16 protein-coding genes are annotated in these 16,112 nt (G+C 64.6%); 13 read left to right on the plus strand and 3 right to left on the minus strand.

Going from position 1 to position 16,112, the window contains the following annotated elements; genetic code table 11:
- The first annotated feature begins 34 nt into the window (after positions 1–34).
- A complete protein-coding gene (locus GRI42_RS07910) occupies positions 35–691 on the plus strand; it encodes an alpha/beta hydrolase (protein WP_160607825.1) in 657 nt (218 codons plus the stop codon).
- 155 nt (positions 692–846) lie between these two features.
- Positions 847–1,515, plus strand: a complete 669-nt coding sequence (locus GRI42_RS07915) for an energy transducer TonB (protein ID WP_160607827.1) — start codon at positions 847–849, stop codon at positions 1,513–1,515.
- Positions 1,516–1,536: 21 nt separating this feature from the next.
- Here the strand turns inward: GRI42_RS07915 and GRI42_RS07920 are convergent, their stop codons facing one another.
- Positions 1,537–1,746, minus strand: coding sequence for a hypothetical protein (locus GRI42_RS07920; protein ID WP_160607829.1), 210 nt, complete (start codon positions 1,744–1,746; stop codon positions 1,537–1,539).
- Positions 1,747–1,865: 119 nt separating this feature from the next.
- On the opposite strand from GRI42_RS07920, the gene GRI42_RS07925 reads away from it, so the two are divergent.
- The 3 genes from GRI42_RS07925 (at position 1,866) to GRI42_RS07935 (ending at position 5,732) form a co-directional block, all read left to right on the plus strand.
- The gene (locus tag GRI42_RS07925; RefSeq protein WP_160607831.1) at positions 1,866–2,231 is read left to right on the plus strand and encodes a DUF3597 domain-containing protein; all 366 of its coding nucleotides are present in this window, start codon (positions 1,866–1,868) and stop codon (positions 2,229–2,231) included.
- Between the two features lie 37 nt (positions 2,232–2,268).
- Positions 2,269–4,125 carry a DUF885 domain-containing protein gene (locus GRI42_RS07930; RefSeq protein ID WP_160607833.1) on the plus strand — a complete coding sequence of 619 codons (1,857 nt, stop codon included), beginning with the start codon at positions 2,269–2,271 and terminating at the stop codon, positions 4,123–4,125.
- Positions 4,126–4,187: 62 nt separating this feature from the next.
- A complete protein-coding gene (locus GRI42_RS07935; RefSeq protein ID WP_160607835.1) occupies positions 4,188–5,732 on the plus strand; it encodes a DUF1570 domain-containing protein in 1,545 nt (514 codons plus the stop codon).
- 82 nt (positions 5,733–5,814) lie between these two features.
- Here GRI42_RS07935 and GRI42_RS07940 read toward each other — a convergent pair whose 3' ends face one another.
- Complete coding sequence (locus tag GRI42_RS07940) at positions 5,815–7,434, minus strand: phosphoenolpyruvate carboxykinase (protein WP_160607837.1); 1,620 nt, start codon at positions 7,432–7,434, stop codon at positions 5,815–5,817.
- Positions 7,435–7,588: 154 nt separating this feature from the next.
- On the opposite strand from GRI42_RS07940, the gene GRI42_RS07945 reads away from it, so the two are divergent.
- The 8 genes from GRI42_RS07945 (at position 7,589) to GRI42_RS07980 (ending at position 14,649) form a co-directional block, all read left to right on the plus strand.
- Positions 7,589–8,338: a response regulator transcription factor gene (locus GRI42_RS07945; protein ID WP_160607839.1), complete on the plus strand. Its 750-nt coding sequence runs from the start codon at positions 7,589–7,591 to the stop codon at positions 8,336–8,338.
- On the plus strand, positions 8,331–9,896 hold the full coding sequence (locus GRI42_RS07950; RefSeq protein WP_160607841.1) for a sensor histidine kinase: 1,566 nt from the start codon (positions 8,331–8,333) through the stop codon (positions 9,894–9,896). The genes GRI42_RS07945 and GRI42_RS07950 overlap by 8 nt, the downstream gene beginning before the upstream one ends.
- Positions 9,893–10,351 carry an HPr kinase/phosphorylase gene (locus tag GRI42_RS07955; RefSeq protein ID WP_325065313.1) on the plus strand — a complete coding sequence of 153 codons (459 nt, stop codon included), beginning with the start codon at positions 9,893–9,895 and terminating at the stop codon, positions 10,349–10,351. The genes GRI42_RS07950 and GRI42_RS07955 overlap by 4 nt, the downstream gene beginning before the upstream one ends.
- Complete coding sequence (rapZ, locus tag GRI42_RS07960) at positions 10,348–11,241, plus strand: RNase adapter RapZ (protein ID WP_160607843.1); 894 nt, start codon at positions 10,348–10,350, stop codon at positions 11,239–11,241. The genes GRI42_RS07955 and rapZ overlap by 4 nt, the downstream gene beginning before the upstream one ends.
- A gap of 69 nt (positions 11,242–11,310) precedes the next feature.
- On the plus strand, positions 11,311–11,736 hold the full coding sequence (locus GRI42_RS07965; protein WP_160607845.1) for a PTS sugar transporter subunit IIA: 426 nt from the start codon (positions 11,311–11,313) through the stop codon (positions 11,734–11,736).
- On the plus strand, positions 11,733–12,011 hold the full coding sequence (locus GRI42_RS07970) for an HPr family phosphocarrier protein (protein ID WP_160607847.1): 279 nt from the start codon (positions 11,733–11,735) through the stop codon (positions 12,009–12,011). Before GRI42_RS07965 ends, GRI42_RS07970 begins: the two co-directional genes overlap by 4 nt.
- Before the next feature lies 1 nt (position 12,012).
- Entirely contained in the window at positions 12,013–12,831 is an 819-nt protein-coding gene (locus GRI42_RS07975) for a TrmH family RNA methyltransferase (protein WP_160607849.1), read from the plus strand.
- Between the two features lie 57 nt (positions 12,832–12,888).
- Positions 12,889–14,649 (plus strand): amidohydrolase, encoded by a 1,761-nt coding sequence (locus GRI42_RS07980; RefSeq protein ID WP_160607851.1) that lies wholly within the window; start codon positions 12,889–12,891, stop codon positions 14,647–14,649.
- Positions 14,650–14,658: 9 nt separating this feature from the next.
- On the opposite strand, the gene rmuC is transcribed toward GRI42_RS07980, so the two are convergent.
- A complete protein-coding gene (gene rmuC, locus GRI42_RS07985; protein ID WP_160607853.1) occupies positions 14,659–16,047 on the minus strand; it encodes a DNA recombination protein RmuC in 1,389 nt (462 codons plus the stop codon).
- Positions 16,048–16,112: the final 65 nt, after the last annotated feature.

The raw sequence follows: 16,112 nt of genomic DNA on the forward strand, positions 1-16,112 counted from the left end.
CGACCCGAAAATTTCCGACAGGGTAAACCTCCCCATGCCGACCGTGATCTTTCCCGGCCCCGAAGGCCGCCTCGAAGGCCGTTTCTCTCCCGCACCGCGTCCGCGCGCGCCCGTGGCGATGATCCTCCACCCGCATCCGCAGGGCGGCGGCACGATGAACGAGCAGATCACGCAGCGTCTCTACAAGACCTTCGTCAACCGCGGCTTCGCCACGCTGCGCTTCAATTTCCGCGGCGTCGGCCGCAGCCAGGGCAGCTTCGACAACGGTATCGGGGAACTGTCCGATGCCGCTGCAGCGCTCGACTGGGTGCAGCAGATCCACCCCGAAGCGCAGGTGACCTGGATCGCCGGCGTCAGCTTCGGTTCGCTCATCGGCATGCAGCTGCTCATGCGCCGCCCGGAAATCCGTGGCTGGATCAGCATCGGCGCACCGGCGAGCATGTACGACTTCTCCTTCCTCGCCCCCTGCCCGGCCAGCGGCATCTTCATCCACGGTGCGCAGGACACGGTCGTCCAGCCGGGCGCAGTGACCAAGCTGGTGGAAAAGCTGCGCACGCAGAAGCACATCACCGTGCACCACGAGGAAATCCCGCGCGCCAACCACTTCTTCGAGAACGAGCAGGAAGAGCTGATGAAGTCGGTCGACAATTATCTCGACTTCCGCCTCGATCCGGCCTGCCCGATCAAGTGACCTGACCAGGCCCGGGCGCGACCCAAGTGCGCCCGGGATTGTCTTCCCAATCCTAGTTGCAACGCGCGTTTCCGCGCCCTCGACCATGCGCGCTTGCAATTTGTGTGTTATGTTGTAACATTGCTCTCTAGAGTCGCAATGGAGAGGAAAGGCCTATGGCTTACGCAGACAACCGCAAGGCATCGCCCGCCGGCATGGCCGCCGCAATCGGCGTCCAGGCCACAATCGGCTTCGCTGTCATAACAGGCTTGAGCGTTACGGCAGGCATCATCGAGAAGCCGCCGATCATCGAAACCTGGGATATCAAGGACGAACCGCCGCCCCCGGCACCGCCGCCACCGGAACCGGACACGCGCACCACGCCCGAGGTCACTTCCTCGCCACCGCTGACGGTGCCCAAGCCCGATATCAGCCTGAGCGATTCAAAACCGCTTTTCCCGACGACGGACCAGATCCTTCCGCCGGTCCCGATCCCTCAACCGGGCCCGACGAAGCTTGCCCCGCCGGCACCCGTCCCGACCGGCTTCGATCCGGTAGGCGCGAAACCGCGCAACGATCCGGGCGCATGGCTCAGTGACCGCGACTACAAACCCAGCTGGGCGCGCCGCGACCTGACCGGAACGGCGACCTTCAAGCTCGATATCGCCGCGACCGGCAAGGTCTCGGGCTGCCAGGTCATCCGTTCGACCGGGCACTCCGAACTGGACGATGCGACCTGCGTACTGGTCCAGAAGCGTGCGAAGTTCGAACCGGCCCGGGGTCGCTCGGGCGAGCCGGTGGCAGGTAGCTATACCGGCTCGGTGCTCTGGCAGCTGCCGGACTGATCCTCCTGCAGGAAAGCAGCGTCAGCGCGTGCCCCGTTCGACCTTGTCGAGCGGGGCTTCGCCGTCAGCGGTGGGCACGGTCCAGATCATGACATTGACCACTGCAATCACCGCCAGCACCACCATGAGCGCCGCATTCTTCACGTTCCCGGTACGCTTCCACAGCATGTAGGCCCCGAACAGCAGCAGGGCGGCAGCAAGGACGACGAGCGAGAGGACGGTGTCGAGCATCCCGCCTACCTAGCCGCACCTGCGCGCGAGACAAGCCTGCGAGGAACGCCAACTCCCCGCGACAGTTGATCCGGAAAGGCCCTGCACAATGCAAGGCCATGTTTTTTCAGGAGTCGCACATGGGTATTTTCAGCAGCATCAGGGATGCAATCTTCGGCAAGAAGAAGAGCGAGCAGAAGACAATGCCGCCTGTCACGGTCCCGGGTCAGGCCCCGGCCAAGCCCGAACCCAAGCCGATCGTCGACGTCGAGAACAGTCTCGACTCCATGCCCGGCGCGGACCGCCTGAACTGGCGGACCAGCATCGTCGACCTGATGAAGCTAATCGGGGTAGATTCCAGCTACGAGAACCGAAAGGCGCTGGCCCAGGAACTCGGCCGCGAGAACTACTCCGGTTCGGCCGATGACAATGTGTGGCTGCACAAGCGTACGATGCGCGAACTTTCGGCCAATGGCGGCAAGGTTCCTGCAGAATTTCTCGATTGATTTGACAGGCATGCGCGCGGGCATCAAACCCGCGCGCATGAACCAGACAAGCTTCGAACTCACCCGTCGCCAGGCCCTTGCCGGACTTGGCGCGACGACCGCCCTTACCCTAGGTGGATGCACGCTTACGCCGCGCCCGGACGGCATCGCGCAGGCCCGCGTCATCGGCGCCGAGCGCCTGCTGGAAGTGGTTGCCTACAACCTCCTCGAACACGAGCCCGAACGCGCCACCGGACTTGGGGTCGACACTGGCCGCTATGCGCATCTGCGCGGCAAGATCGAGGACCAGTCCCCCGGCGGCCAACAGGCGCTTGCTGCCACGCTGAAGCAGGACCTGGAGCGGGTGCGCGCCTACAGCCGCGAGGGGCTCGACAGCACGACGGTCACCAATCTCGATGTGGTGCAGAGCGCCTATGAACTTGCGACCGATGGCCTTGCCCTGCCCTATGGCGACACACCTGTCGGCAGCTGGCGCACCGCCCCTTACGTGGTGATCCAGAACGTGGGCGAATATCTCGCCATGCCGCGCTTCATGCAGTCCACCCACCAGGTGGCGAACGGCGATGATGCGGATGCCTATATCGAACGGCTCGAGGCCTTTCCGGCTTCGCTCGACGGGGAACTGGCCCGCATCCAGAGCGCGCGCGCCATGGGCGTGGTGCCACCCGACTTCCTGCTCGACAAGGCCATCCGCCAGATGGAGCAGACCCTAGCCAGCGCCGGCAAGGGCGAGCTGTTCGCCGACGATCTGCGCACCAAGCTGAATGCCAAGGGCATGCCCGAAAGCCACGCGAACCGCGCACTGACCCTGGAGACAGGCCCGATTGCCGAAGCCCTGTCGCGCCAGCTGGAAGAACTGAAGGCCGAACGCCGTGTCGCCACCTCCGCGCCGGGCATCTCGGCTCGGCCGCGCGGCGAGGAATTCTACGCCTGGGCTCTGCGGTCGAGCACGACCACACGGCTCAGCCCCGACGAGGTGCACCGCCAGGGCCTCGAAGAGCTCGAGGCGCTACACGCCCGCATGGACCCGATCCTGCGCAAGATCGGCTACACCGAAGGCAGCGTCGGCGCGCGCATGACCGCGCTGTCCGAAGACCCGCGGTACAAGTTTGCCGAAGGCGATGCCGGCCGCGCGCAGATCATGGAATTCATCGCCGAGCGGATCGACTGGATAAAGGCGCAGATGCCGCGCGCCTTCAACACGCTGGTTGATCCGAACCTTGAAGTCGTGCGCATCCCTCCGGCAGAGGAGGTCGGCGCGCCCGGCGCCTATGGCGGGGCGGGCAGCAAGGACGGCAAGATCCCGGGCCGCTTCTGGATCAACCTGAGGTCGACCGACCTGCACCGCAAATACGACCTAGCGGACCTCACCTATCACGAGACGATTCCCGGCCACGTGTGGGAGGGCGAATATTCCAACCGCCTGCCGCTGATCCGCTCGATCCTCGCCTTCAACCCCTTCAGCGAAGGCTGGGCACTCTATGGCGAACAGCTGGCGGACGAACTGGGCGCCTACGATGGTTTCGAGGTCGGCCAGCTCGGCTATCTCCAGTCGCTCGCCTTCCGCGCCTGCCGCATGGTCGTCGACACCGGCCTCCACGCCAAGGGGTGGAGCCGCGAACAGGCCAACCGCTTCTTCGTCGAACGCAACGGCTCCAAGCCCGACGAGGTGCAGAGCGAGGTGGACCGCTATTGCAGCTGGCCGGGCCAGGCGACGGGATACAAGCTGGGCCACAGCCGCATCGTCGCCCAGCGCGCACGGGCACAGGCGGAACTGGGCAGCGCCTACGACCTCAAGGCTTTCAACGACGCAGTGGTCCTAGGCGGCAATGTACCGATGGACGTGCTGGAAAAGAACGTCGGCCGTCATATTGCAGCAGCCGGAGGAAATTAGTCACGAATTGCTTGCCTTGCGGCCCCTGATTCGTATCATTCTTGCATATTCAGGGGTCGCGCATGAAAAAATGGATCGCTTTTACTGCCTTTCTGGCGCTCGCAACGCCAGCGAGCGCAAAATGGCATGAGGCTTCTTCGGAGCATTTCGTCATCTATGCCGATGACGGCGAACGGAATATCCGCGAGTTTGCGGAAGATCTGGAGCGCTACCATTCCGCGCTCGAGGTCGTGCTCGGCTGGGAGCAGGCGACCCCCAGCCCGTCGAACAGGCTGGTCATCTTCGTTGCCGGCGACCAGGGCGACATTCGCGAACTGGCGGGGACCGAAAGCCGGACGATCGCCGGTTTCTATTTGCCGCGTGCCGGTGCGTCGCGCGCCTTCGTTCAGGATATCACGCAGGAAAAGGGCTATCCCAGCTTTTCGACTACCGTTCTGTTGCATGAATATGCCCACCATTTCCTGATCTCATCCCTGCGCGAGGCCATGCCGCGCTGGCTGTCGGAAGGTGCCGCCGAATTCTTCGCTTCGGCAGGATTCAATGGTGACGGCAGCGTCAATATCGGCAGGCCCGCGATGCACCGCGCGAGCGAACTGATCTACGCCAAGGACGTCAGTGTGGAGGAACTGCTCGATGCGGACCTTTACGAGGCGCGCAAGGGCAAGCGGTACGACGCGTTCTATGGCCGAAGCTGGGGCCTCTTCCACATGCTGCGGTTCTCCGACGATCGCAGCGGCCAGCTCCCGCACTACATTCGCCTGATCGCGGATGGAAAAACTTCGATCGAGGCCGGGCGCGAAGCCTTCGGCGATCTCGATCAGCTGCAGCGCGATCTCGACAAATATCTTAAGCGCAAGCGGCTGATGAACTATGTTCTCCAGCCCGACGCCATCACGACCAGCCCGATCACCCTGCGCGTCCTGCCCGATGGCGAAGCCGCGATGATGGCAGTGCGCATGAGGTCGCAACGCGGCGTGGACGAGGAAGAAGCGGCCGCGCTGGTCGTGGAAGCACGCGAGGTCGCGGCGCAGTTTCCCTCAGATGCGGCAGTGCAGGCCGCACTGGCCGAAGCGGAATTCGATGCAGGGAACGATGGAGCCGCCGTCGCTGCGGCGGAGGCAGCGCTGATTCTCGATCCTGTAAACAGAAATGCGCTCGTTCAGAAGGGTCAAGCGCTCTTCCGGCAAGCAGACGATGCCGCCGACGAAGCGACCGCCTACCGGCAGGCCATGGCACCCTTCACCAGGCTTAATGCGCTGGAGAAAGATCATCCGCTACCTCTAATCTACTATTACCGCAGCTTCGTCGATCGCGGGCAAGCCCCGACAGACGGTGCCTTCCAGGCTCTCGAGCGTGCGTCGCAGCTTGCCCCCTTCGATATGGGCTTAGCGATGGATGTTGCGCTCGTGCAGGCCCAGCAAGGCAAGATCGCCATGGCGATCCAGACCCTCAAGCCGCTTGCTGCAAACCCGCACGGCGGTGAGCTTGCCGAAAGCGCAAAGCAGTACGTCGCGCAGCTGGCGATATCGACCGAGGGGGAAGCCTGGTATCCCTCGCCCGTCCTGTTGGACGCGGCAGAGGCTGGCGAAGCCGCGGCCTCAGATTGAAGGTCGCCAGCTAGGCAAAGAAACCCCCGGTCCGCGATTACTCGCGGCCCGGGGGCTCTCCTCTCCAAACTCTAGGTAGCGGTCAGGCGGCCGCTGGTGCCGCGTCGCGCACGCCTTGGTCGACATGGGCCGCGAAGGGCTCGAAATTGTCGACGAAGAGCTGCACCAGCTTGTGGGCGGTGCGGTCGTATTCGTCCTTGTCGGCCCAGGTCGAACGCGGGTCGAGGATCTGGCTGTCGACGCCCGGAACCGCGATCGGAACTTCGAAGCCGAAGTTCGGGTCCTTGCGGAATTCCGCCTCGTTCAGCGAACCGTCGAGCGCGGCGTTGAGCAGCGCGCGGGTGGCCTTGATCGGCATGCGGTGGCCGGTGCCGTACTTGCCGCCGGTCCAGCCGGTATTGACCAGCCAGCACTGCACGCCGCCGTCAGCGATGCGCTTTTTCAGCAGATTGCCATAGACCGAGGGATGACGCGGCATGAAGGGCGCGCCGAAACAGGTCGAAAAAGTGGCTTCCGGCTCGGTCACGCCGATTTCGGTGCCAGCGACCTTGGCGGTATAACCCGACAGGAAGTGGTACATCGCCTGGTCCGGCGTGAGGCGCGCGATCGGGGGCAGCACGCCGAAGGCGTCGGCGGTCAGCATGATCACGTTGGACGGCGGCGGCCCCATATTCTCGGCCGAGGTATTCGGGATCGAGGACAGCGGATAGGCACCGCGGGTGTTTTCCGCGAGGCTGTTGTCGTCGAGATCGATCTCGCCGTTTTCGTCCATCACCACGTTTTCGAGGACCGTGCCTTCCATGCGCGTAGTGGCGTAGATTTCCGGCTCGGCCTCGGGGTTGAGGCGGATCATCTTGGCATAGCAGCCGCCTTCGAAGTTGAAGACCGCCGTGTCCGACCAGCCATGCTCGTCATCGCCGATCAGCGTGCGGCTGGCATCGGCCGACAGCGTCGTTTTGCCGGTGCCCGACAGGCCGAAGAAGACCGCGCTCTTGCCATCGGGGCCGATGTTGGCCGAGCAGTGCATCGGCATCACGCCCTTGGGCGGAAGCAGGTAGTTGAGGATGCCGAACACGCTCTTCTTCATTTCGCCGGCATATTTGGTGCCGCCGATGAGGATCAGCTTCTCTTCCAGGTTGACCGCGATCACCGTCTCGCTGCGGCAGCCGTGGCGCTCGGGATCGGCCTTGAAGCTGGGCAGGTCGATGATCGTGTATTCCGGCACGAACCCGTCGAGTTCGGCTTCGGTCGGACGCACCAGCAGAGTGCGGATGAACTGGTTGTGCCAGGCGAGCTCGTTGATGACGCGCACGTTGACGCGGTACTCCGGCTGCGAACCGCCGAACAAATCGGCCACGAACAGCTCGCCCTTGTCGGCGACGGCAGCCATGAAGTCCGCCTTGAGAGCGGCGAAATGGTCCGGCTGCATCGAGGCATTGTTGTCCCACCAGACCGTATTTTCGGTTTCGGAATTGCGGACGATGAACTTGTCTTTCGCGCTGCGGCCGGTGTGCTTGCCCGTTTCCACCACCAGCGGGCCATGCTTCGCGCGGCGGCCTTCGCCGCGTTCGAGGGCCGCTGCAGTGAGTTCTTCCGAAGTCAGGTTCGGATGGATCGTGGCAGAAGTCTCGATGCCCTGCGCGGCAAGCGAGTGGGAAAGCGGAAAGGTCACTGAAATCTCCAGCGCTGGTGAGCGTTTCATGTCCGGGAATCGCTGGCGCATACGAATGCGCCGCCCTTGGACCCGCCTTTAGTCCCGCCTTTCCGCAACGTCAAACCCGCCGACCCCCATTTTCCCTTGGGCCGGGCAGAGCCTGCGTTGTCTTGCCGCGCGAAAAGCGTTACCCGACAGGGCGATGGAAAACGAACCTGCCACCGGACCTTCCCCACAGGCCGACGACCGCACCGTTATCGCGCTGGTCGACGACGACAGGAACATCCTGACCACCGTATCGATCGCGCTGCAGGCGGAAGGATTCGCCACCCGCGTCTATTCCGACGGGGAGGCCGCGTTGTCCGCCCTTCTTCACAACCCGCCGGACCTTGCGATCTTTGACATCAAGATGCCCAAGATGGACGGCATGGAACTGCTGCGCCGCCTGCGCGAACGCTCCTCGCTGCCGGTCATCTTCCTCACCAGCAAGGACGACGAGCAGGACGAGGAAGCCGGCTTCCAGATGGGCGCCGACGATTACATCGCCAAGCCGTTCTCGCTCCGCCTGCTGCTGGCCCGCATTCGCGCGATCCTGCGCCGCAGCGATGCACGCCGGCCGCTTCCGCTGGAGCCTGGCGAAAGCCCCGTCGAGATCATCGAGCGTGGTCGCCTGCGGATGGACCCTGCACGCCATCACGTGACCTGGGACGACAGGCCGGTTTCGCTAACCGTGACCGAGTTCCTCCTCCTCGAGGCGCTCGCGCTCCATCCCGGCGTCATCAAGAGCCGCAACCAGCTGATGGACGCGGCCTATCCCGACGATGTCTTCGTCGATGACCGCACGGTGGACAGCCATATCAAGCGCATGCGCCGCAAGTTCCGCAGCGTCGATGGCACATTCTCCGCCATCGAGACGCTTTACGGCGCGGGTTACAGCTTCAGCGATGGCTGAACAGGGCAGCGTCCTCAGGGGCGACCCGAGGCTCGACAAGCTGCGCTGGTCGCGCCGCCTGTCGCTCACCAGCCGCATCCTCTTCGTCAACGTCCTGCCCCTGGTGCTGCTGGGCGGCGGGGTTCTCTATCTCGACAGCTACCGCAAGCAGCTGCTCGACGAGCGGTTCAAGCTCGCGCTGGTCGAGGCGCAGATCACGGCAGAAGCGCTTGCCGGTGCAACTGTGCAGCGACAGGAAGCTCTGCTGATCCAGATCGGCAAGGAGCAGCGCTTGCGCCTCAGGGTCTACGGGCCCGACGGCAATCTCGAATCCGACAGTTTCGCCCTTGCCCCGCCCAGCTTCGATCTTCCCGAACCGGCCGAGGTCGACCAGCGCGAATTCGCGCTGCGCATGGACCGCTGGTTCGACCGGATCGTCGGAGCGCCTGCCCTGCCCGACTATATCGAGCCGGGAGAGGACATGGCCTCCGCCTGGCCCGAACTGGTCCGCGCGCGGGAAGAAAGTCTGACGCAGATCGTGCTGCGCGATGCTCCCGACGGCACGCACGTGATCAATGCGGCGGCGCCCGTCGGCCTCGATGGCGATACGCTGCTGCTGACCCGCAACCCGGTGGACATCACCGAAAGCGTTCGCTCCGCGCGCACTTCGGTGGCGTTGATCGTGCTGCTGTTCCTCGCCGTGTCGACCATGCTGTCCTTCTTCCTAGCCCAGACCATTGTGCGGCCCTTGCGCGAGCTAGTGCAGGCGGCGGTCCGCGTGCGGCAGGGCCGCGACCGCGCAGTCGAAGTGCCGCGCCTGCCCGATCGCCGCGACGAGATCGGGATGCTGGCGCGCGCCATCTCGGACATGACCGGCGCACTGCGTCACCGCATCGACGCGGTCGAAAGCTTCGCAGCCGACGTGGCGCACGAGATCAAGAACCCGCTTGCCAGCTTGCGCAGCGCGACCGAATCCCTGAGCAAGGTCGAAGACCCGACCTTGCGTGCCCAATTGCTCGACATCGCGGTGCATGACGTGCGCCGGATCGACCGGCTGGTGACCGAGATTTCCGACGCCAGCCGTATTGATGCCGAACTCTCCCGCGCCGAATTCGAGCGCGTGGAACTCGACAGGCTGGTTGCCAATATCGTCGCCAGCCGAGAGGAGCGCGGCGAGAACGATGGGCGCAAGGTCACGGTTCTCAAGTCCGACGGGCCCTTCGTCGTAATGGGTGTCGGTATCCGCCTGGAACGCGTCATCGAAAACCTGCTCGATAATGCGGTATCCTTCTCGCCGCCCGAAGGGGCCATCGAAGTGTCGCTGTCGCGCCGCAATGGTTCGGTCGATCTCGCTGTGCTCGATTCCGGTCCGGGCATTCCGGAAGAGAAGCGCGAGAAAGTGTTCCACCGCTTCCATTCCGACCGGCCGGAGGAAGAAGACTTTGGCAATCACTCGGGCCTTGGCCTGGCAATCGGTCGCACCATCGCGGAAGCGCATGACGGTTCGCTCCATGCAGAAGCACGCCCGGACGGTGCGCCCGGTGCCTGCATGGTACTGACCCTTCCGGCAGCCCGGTGAGCACGACAATCGCCAATGTGACCTGCGTTGCGGTGCGTGGCCGCGGCATCGTGATCGAAGGCGTGCCGGGAAGCGGCAAGAGCGAACTGGCCCTCGCCCTGATCGACCGCGGCGCCGTTCTGGTGGGCGACGACGGCATTACGGTCGAGGTCAGCGGCGGTCAGGCCATCGCTTCCCCTCCGCCAAACACAGCGGGCAAGCTGGAGGTGCGCGGCGTGGGGATAATCGACCTCCCGACCACCTCGGCCCCGATCGCCCTCGTCCTGCGTGTAGTGGAAGAAGCGCCACGTTATCCGCTCGAGATTGGCACGAGCCAAATTGCGGGCGTGGCCGTTCCCTGCCTGCCGTTCACCGCCGGCGATGCCATACAGGCCCTGCGCGCCGAATATGCGCTGGAAAAGCACGGCCTGGCTCTTCCTCATGAGGGCGGCAGCAATGATATGCTGCAAGCATGAGCGACTCGTCCCGCCAGCGTATCCTGCTCGTCACCGGCCTGTCCGGCGCGGGCAAGACGACTGCGCTACAGGTGCTGGAGGACCTCGGCTGGGAGGCGATCGACAACTTTCCGATCCGCTTGCTCTCGGGCCTCGTCGGCACCGAAACGGACCAGCCCGCACCGCTTGCCATCGGCTTCGATTCCCGCACCCGCGGCTTCGTCCCGCGCGAGATTATCGACCAGTGCAAGGCGCTGTCGGAACGGGCCGATATCGAACTCGTCACCCTCTACATCGACTGTGCGACCGCCGAGATCGAGCGGCGCTACAATGAGACGCGCCGCCCGCACCCGATGGCCCGCGGTCGCCCGGTTGCAGGCGGCATCGTCGCGGAACGCGAGCTGCTCGAACCGCTGCGACGCTGGGCCGATATCGTCATCGACACGACCGGTTTCGCGACCAACCAGTTGCAGCAAATAGTGCGCGATCGCTTCGCCGACAGCGAGGCGCGCGACATGACCGTGACAGTCTCCAGCTTCGGGTTTGCCCGCGGCATGCCGCCACTGGCCGACCTCGTCTTCGACATGCGCTTCCTCGACAATCCGCATTGGATCGATGGCTTGCGCGAACAGACCGGGCTTGATCCGGCTGTCGGCGCCCACATCGAGAACGATCCCGCCTTCGCCCCGTCTTTCGAGCGCATCGCCGATACCCTGCGCGACCTCCTCCCGCGCTACGCCGCACAAGGCCGCAGCTACCTGAACATCGCGTTCGGCTGTACCGGCGGGAGACACAGGTCGGTCTACAGTGCGGAACGTGCTGCTCAGGTCTTGCGCGAGGCGGGATTTTCGCCCACGGTCATACACCGAAATCTGGGAAGCCGCCCCGCCGATCCGCTCGAGCGCCGCTGATTCCCTAGCCGGACAATAGTCGACAGACATATCTAAGACCTTCGGAAAGCAGCGCACGGCCAACATCGCATGATCGGCATGATCCTCGTTACACACGGCAAGCTGGCCGAACATTTCATCGACGCGATGGAGCATGTCGTGGGCCGCCAGGAAGGCGTCGCGACTATCTGCATCGGCCCCAATGACGACATGGAACAGCGGCGCAAGGATATCGCCGATGCCATCGAAACCGTCGACGACGGCGATGGCGCGATCATCCTGACCGACCTGTTCGGCGGCACGCCCTCGAACCTCGCCATCTCGCTGCTCGACACCGGCCGGATCGAGGTGATCGCGGGTATCAACCTTCCCATGCTCATCCGCCTTGCCGGCGCGCGCAAGTCGATGAACGTCGTCGATGCCGTTCACGCTGCGCAGACCGCAGGTCGCAACTACATCACCGTGGCCAGCGAATTTCTCGGCCAGGAAATCGGCAACGCGCGGAAGGCAAGTTGAGCGAGTTCCGCAAGCAGCTCACCGTCGTCAACCAGCGCGGTCTCCACGCGCGGGCGAGCGCGAAATTCGTCGGCGCGGTCGCGTCGGCACCGGACGGCTGTTCGGTTCGCGTTGCCAAGGGCGGCAACGAGGCTGCCGGTGGCTCCATCCTCGGGCTGATGATGCTCGGCGCGGCCAAGGGCGACACGATCGAGATCATCGTCGCGGGCGAGAATGCCGAAGGCGTGATGGCCGAACTCTCCGCCATGGTGGAGGACGGCTTCGGGGAGCCTTGAGATGCCCGACCATCGCCGGGTGATCACCGGTTTTTCCAACCCCACGGTAAAGGCGCTGCGCGCGCTGCGCGAAAAGAAGCACCGCAAGGCGGCCGGCAAATTCCTCGCCGAGGGCCTGCGCCTGCTGACCGATGCGCGCGAATGCGGCCATGTGCCCGAGACGCTGGTCCTTGCCAGCGCCCGCGATCCGCACCCGTTGCTTGCCGAACTGGAAGCGGCGGTGGAGGCTGCGGGCGGCGAGGTGATCGAAACATCGCCCGACATCCTTTCCAAGATTACCGGCAAGGACAATCCGCAGGCGGTTGCCGGCGTGTTTGCCGAATTCGATACTTCGCTCGCATCGCTCGACCGCGGCGGTGCAGACATCTGGCTGGTGGCGCAGGCGCTGCGCGATCCGGGCAATCTCGGCACCATGTTGCGCACGGGCGATGCCATCGGCGCCGGCGGCCTCATCCTCATCGACGATTGCGCGGACCCGTTCAGCGTCGAGGCGGTGCGGGCCAGCATGGGCGCGGTGTTCACCCAGAAGATCGCCCGGGCGGAATGGCCCGGGTTCGAGGCCTGGCTGCGCACCGGTCCAGGCCAGCTGGTCGCTGCCAGCCTGCGGGACGCGCAGCCCTATCGCGGGGCGCCCTATGCCGCGCCGTGCTTCGTCATGGTGGGCAATGAAAGCCGCGGCTTGCCCGAGGAATACGAGATGGCCTGCGACCTGCGCGTCACCATGCCGATGAAGGGCCGGGCCGACAGCCTCAACGCGGCAGTCGCTGCTGCGGTGCTCGGCTACGAGGTGCTGGCCGCCCTCGATACCGCTTCCGCTTGATCTTGCGCGGAAAACTTGCTGCCTAGTCGTCCGAGAGGCGTCGAGGGAGGAAGCGTGATGGGCAACAGGGGACGGCAGGCCAGAGGCGCTGCACTGACGACCATCGCGGCGAGCGCTTTGCTTGCCGGTTGCGCGACCGGTCCCGCGCTCGACGACCCTGCCGATCTCATCCTCGTCAATGCGCGGGTCTATACGCTTTCGTGGGGCGATCCGGACGGAGAGGGCAAACCCGCAGCCGACGCCCCCTATCGCGGCGGGGAATGGCATCCCGATGCCGAAGCGGTGGCGATCGATGACGGGCGCATCGTGTTTGCAGGCGACGTCCGTAATGCGCTGGCGCTGCGCGGAAGCGATACGCGGGTGGTGGACCTCGAAGGCGCGACCGTGCTGCCCGGCCTCGTCGATTCGCATACCCACGTGGTGGAATTCGGGGCAAAGCTCGACGCCGTCGACCTGACAGACGTTGCGACCGAAGCCCAGGCGGTCGCCCTGGTTGCTGAGCGCGCCAAATCGGTGCCCAAGGGCGAATGGATCTTCGGCGCAGGCTGGGACGAAGGCGCCTGGGCGAACGATTATCCGGACAAGGCCTTGCTGAGCGCGGCCGTTCCCGACCACCCGGTGGTGCTGCGCAGCCTTCACGGGTTCGCATTGTGGGCCAACCAGGCGGCGCTCGATGCCGGCGGCCTCACGGCGACAGGCGCAGTTCCCGAAGGCGGTGAGATGCAGCTTGGCGCGGACGGACGGCCAAATGGCCTGTTCCTCAACCGTGCGACCACCATGCTCGATGCAGCCATCCCGCCCACCCCGCTGGAAACCGCGAAGCGCCAGACGCGCGCAGGGCTTATGCAGATGGCGCGTGACGGCTTCGTGACTGTGCACGAGGCCGGGGCGGACACGCGCTCGATGGAGACTTTCGAGGCGCTGGAAGCCGAGAGCAAGCTTCCGATCAGGGTCTATGCGATGCTCTCGCTGCGCGACGAGCCCCTGATGCGGCGCTGGATTGCGCGCGGGCCCGACGGCGATGCCGGCAGCATGCTCGTGACGCGTTCGGTAAAGGCCTATTACGATGGCGCGCTGGGATCGCGCGGGGCGCGTCTGCTGGAGGATTACTCTGACAAGCCCGGCCACCGCGGGGTGAGCGGTAGCGGCTACGGCTTCGACCGCGCGCTGAACGATACGGCCATGCAGGCGGGCTTCCAGACCGGCATCCACGCGATCGGCGATGCGGGCAATCGCGAGGCGCTGGACATACTCGAGGCGGAATTCCGGCAGCATCCGCATACGCAGGCCAACCGCCACCGGATCGAGCACGCACAGGTAATTTCTCCGCTGGACATGGGGCGTTTCGCTCAGCTCGGCGTGATCGCGTCGATGGAGCCGCCGCATGCAGTGGAAGACAAGACCTGGGCCGAAGACCGCCTCGGCCCCGAGCGTATCCTCGGCGCCTATGCCTGGCGAACCCTGCGGCGCAGCGGCGCGATGTTGACCTTCAATGCCGATAATCCGGGGTCGGATCACAGCATCTTCTACGGCCTCCACGCAGCCGTCACGCGGCGCGACAAGGACAGGCAACCCGAAGGTGGCTGGTACGGCCAAGAGGCAGTGACCATCGAGGAAGCGATCCGCGCCTATACGATCTGGTCAGCCTACGCCGCTTTCCGCGAGAAAGAGACCGGCATCATCGCGCAGGGCCGCTGGGCCGATCTGACAGTGATGGACATCGATCCCTTCGCTCTCGCGAAGGACAGGCCGGGCGACATGCTGAACGGACGCATCATGATGACCGTCGTGAACGGCGCAGTGGTCTACGAGCGGTAGGGTCTGGGCCTATTCGGCGGCTTCACCCGTCCCATCGGTCAGCAGGTCGTCATTATTGTAGCGCGGCGTAGCCTCGACCTTCGGCACTTCCTCGATCTCGCGCTTGCCGATTTCGATGCCCTTCTCCGCAAGACGGCGTCCCGAGGACAGGACATTGCGTTCGAAACTGCCGACGAACTTGTTGTAATTGTTGACCGCGGTTTCGAGACCGCCGCCCACTCGCTTCATATGTTCGGCGGCCACCGCGAGGCGGTCGTAAAGCTCCGCCCCGGCCTTGCCGATCTCCATCGCTTCCTTGGCAATCGTGTCCTGCCGCCAGACCTGCGCGACCGTGCGCGCAATGGCGACTAAGTTGGTGGGCGTCGCAAGCAGCACCTTGTTGCGGAAGGCGAAGTCCCACAGTTCCGGATCGTGTTCGAGCGCGGCAGCCACGAAATGTTCACCGGGCACGAACATCACCACATAGTCCGGCGCGTCGTCGAACTGGCTCTGGTAGCCCTTCGACCCGAGGGTCTGGACGTGGCCGCGCATCGATTTCGCATGCAGGTCCATGTGCCTGGCGCGTTCGCTTTCGTCGTCCGCCTCGAACGCTGCCTGATAGGCATTGAGCGAGACCTTCGCGTCGATAACCAGCTTCTTCTGGCCCGGCACGTTGACGATGGCATCGGGCCGCAGCCGCCCGCTTTCGGTATCGACCGACTGTTCGAGGATGAAATCGGTGTGCTCCGACAGGCCGCACTGCTCGAGCACGTTCTGCAGCGCCCTTTCCCCCCAGCGGCCGCGCGCCTTGGGAGCATTGGTCAGGCTATTGCCAAGGCGCTGTGCTTCCTTACGCACCTCTTCCTGCGAAAGACGCATACCTTCGATTTGCTGATGCAGCCGCGAGAAGGCATCGGCACGCTGGCGCTCGAGCGAGCCGACCTGCTCTTCGTATTTCTGGAGGCGTTCGGTCACCGGTTGCAGGAGCGAGGCGACCGCTTCCTTGTGCTTGGCCTCTGCTTCGCCAAGCCGCGTGGACGCTTCATTGCTGAACCGTTCCCGTGCCGCTTCGAGCACCTTTGCACCGGTATTCTCAAATTCCTTGAGCAGGTTGGCGCGCGATTCTTCCAGCAGGCGTTTTTGCTCCTCAAAAGCGGCGCGTTCCGCCTTGAGCGCGGAGGCCTCTTCGCGCGCGGCGTCGAGCTTCAAGGCCAGATCGTCCGCCCGCGCTGCCCGTTCGGACATGGTCGCCAGTTCCGGCACCATTCGCGCGAGCTTTTCTTCAGCCGCCTTGGCCTCCCCCTCCGCCTGTCCATGGCGGGCCTTCCAGTCACCCACGGGGCGCGAGCCGATGAACCAGCCGAGTGCGCCCCCGATGACGAGGGCAGCGAAAATCAGAATGATAGCAGTCGTGTCCATCCCGCCACCTTATGCGGAACGGAGAGGGAACGCTACTCAAGATTTGGGGGTTTTTATCCACTCGG

The sequence above is a fragment of the Qipengyuania gaetbuli genome, from assembly GCF_009827315.1.
Taxonomy (GTDB): domain Bacteria; phylum Pseudomonadota; class Alphaproteobacteria; order Sphingomonadales; family Sphingomonadaceae; genus Qipengyuania; species Qipengyuania gaetbuli.

Coding starts and splice junctions, on each gene's coding strand:
- rmuC (WP_160607853.1), bottom strand. CDS start 16,047: ATGGACACGACTGCTATCATTCTGATTTTCGCTGCCCTCGTCATCGGG.
- GRI42_RS07940 (WP_160607837.1), bottom strand. CDS start 7,434: ATGAAACGCTCACCAGCGCTGGAGATTTCAGTGACCTTTCCGCTTTCC.
- GRI42_RS07910 (WP_160607825.1), top strand. CDS start 35: ATGCCGACCGTGATCTTTCCCGGCCCCGAAGGCCGCCTCGAAGGCCGT.
- GRI42_RS07930 (WP_160607833.1), top strand. CDS start 2,269: ATGAACCAGACAAGCTTCGAACTCACCCGTCGCCAGGCCCTTGCCGGA.
- GRI42_RS07945 (WP_160607839.1), top strand. CDS start 7,589: ATGGAAAACGAACCTGCCACCGGACCTTCCCCACAGGCCGACGACCGC.
- GRI42_RS07935 (WP_160607835.1), top strand. CDS start 4,188: ATGAAAAAATGGATCGCTTTTACTGCCTTTCTGGCGCTCGCAACGCCA.
- GRI42_RS07920 (WP_160607829.1), bottom strand. CDS start 1,746: ATGCTCGACACCGTCCTCTCGCTCGTCGTCCTTGCTGCCGCCCTGCTG.
- GRI42_RS07975 (WP_160607849.1), top strand. CDS start 12,013: ATGCCCGACCATCGCCGGGTGATCACCGGTTTTTCCAACCCCACGGTA.
- GRI42_RS07980 (WP_160607851.1), top strand. CDS start 12,889: ATGGGCAACAGGGGACGGCAGGCCAGAGGCGCTGCACTGACGACCATC.
- GRI42_RS07925 (WP_160607831.1), top strand. CDS start 1,866: ATGGGTATTTTCAGCAGCATCAGGGATGCAATCTTCGGCAAGAAGAAG.
- GRI42_RS07965 (WP_160607845.1), top strand. CDS start 11,311: ATGATCGGCATGATCCTCGTTACACACGGCAAGCTGGCCGAACATTTC.
- rapZ (WP_160607843.1), top strand. CDS start 10,348: ATGAGCGACTCGTCCCGCCAGCGTATCCTGCTCGTCACCGGCCTGTCC.
- GRI42_RS07950 (WP_160607841.1), top strand. CDS start 8,331: ATGGCTGAACAGGGCAGCGTCCTCAGGGGCGACCCGAGGCTCGACAAG.
- GRI42_RS07915 (WP_160607827.1), top strand. CDS start 847: ATGGCTTACGCAGACAACCGCAAGGCATCGCCCGCCGGCATGGCCGCC.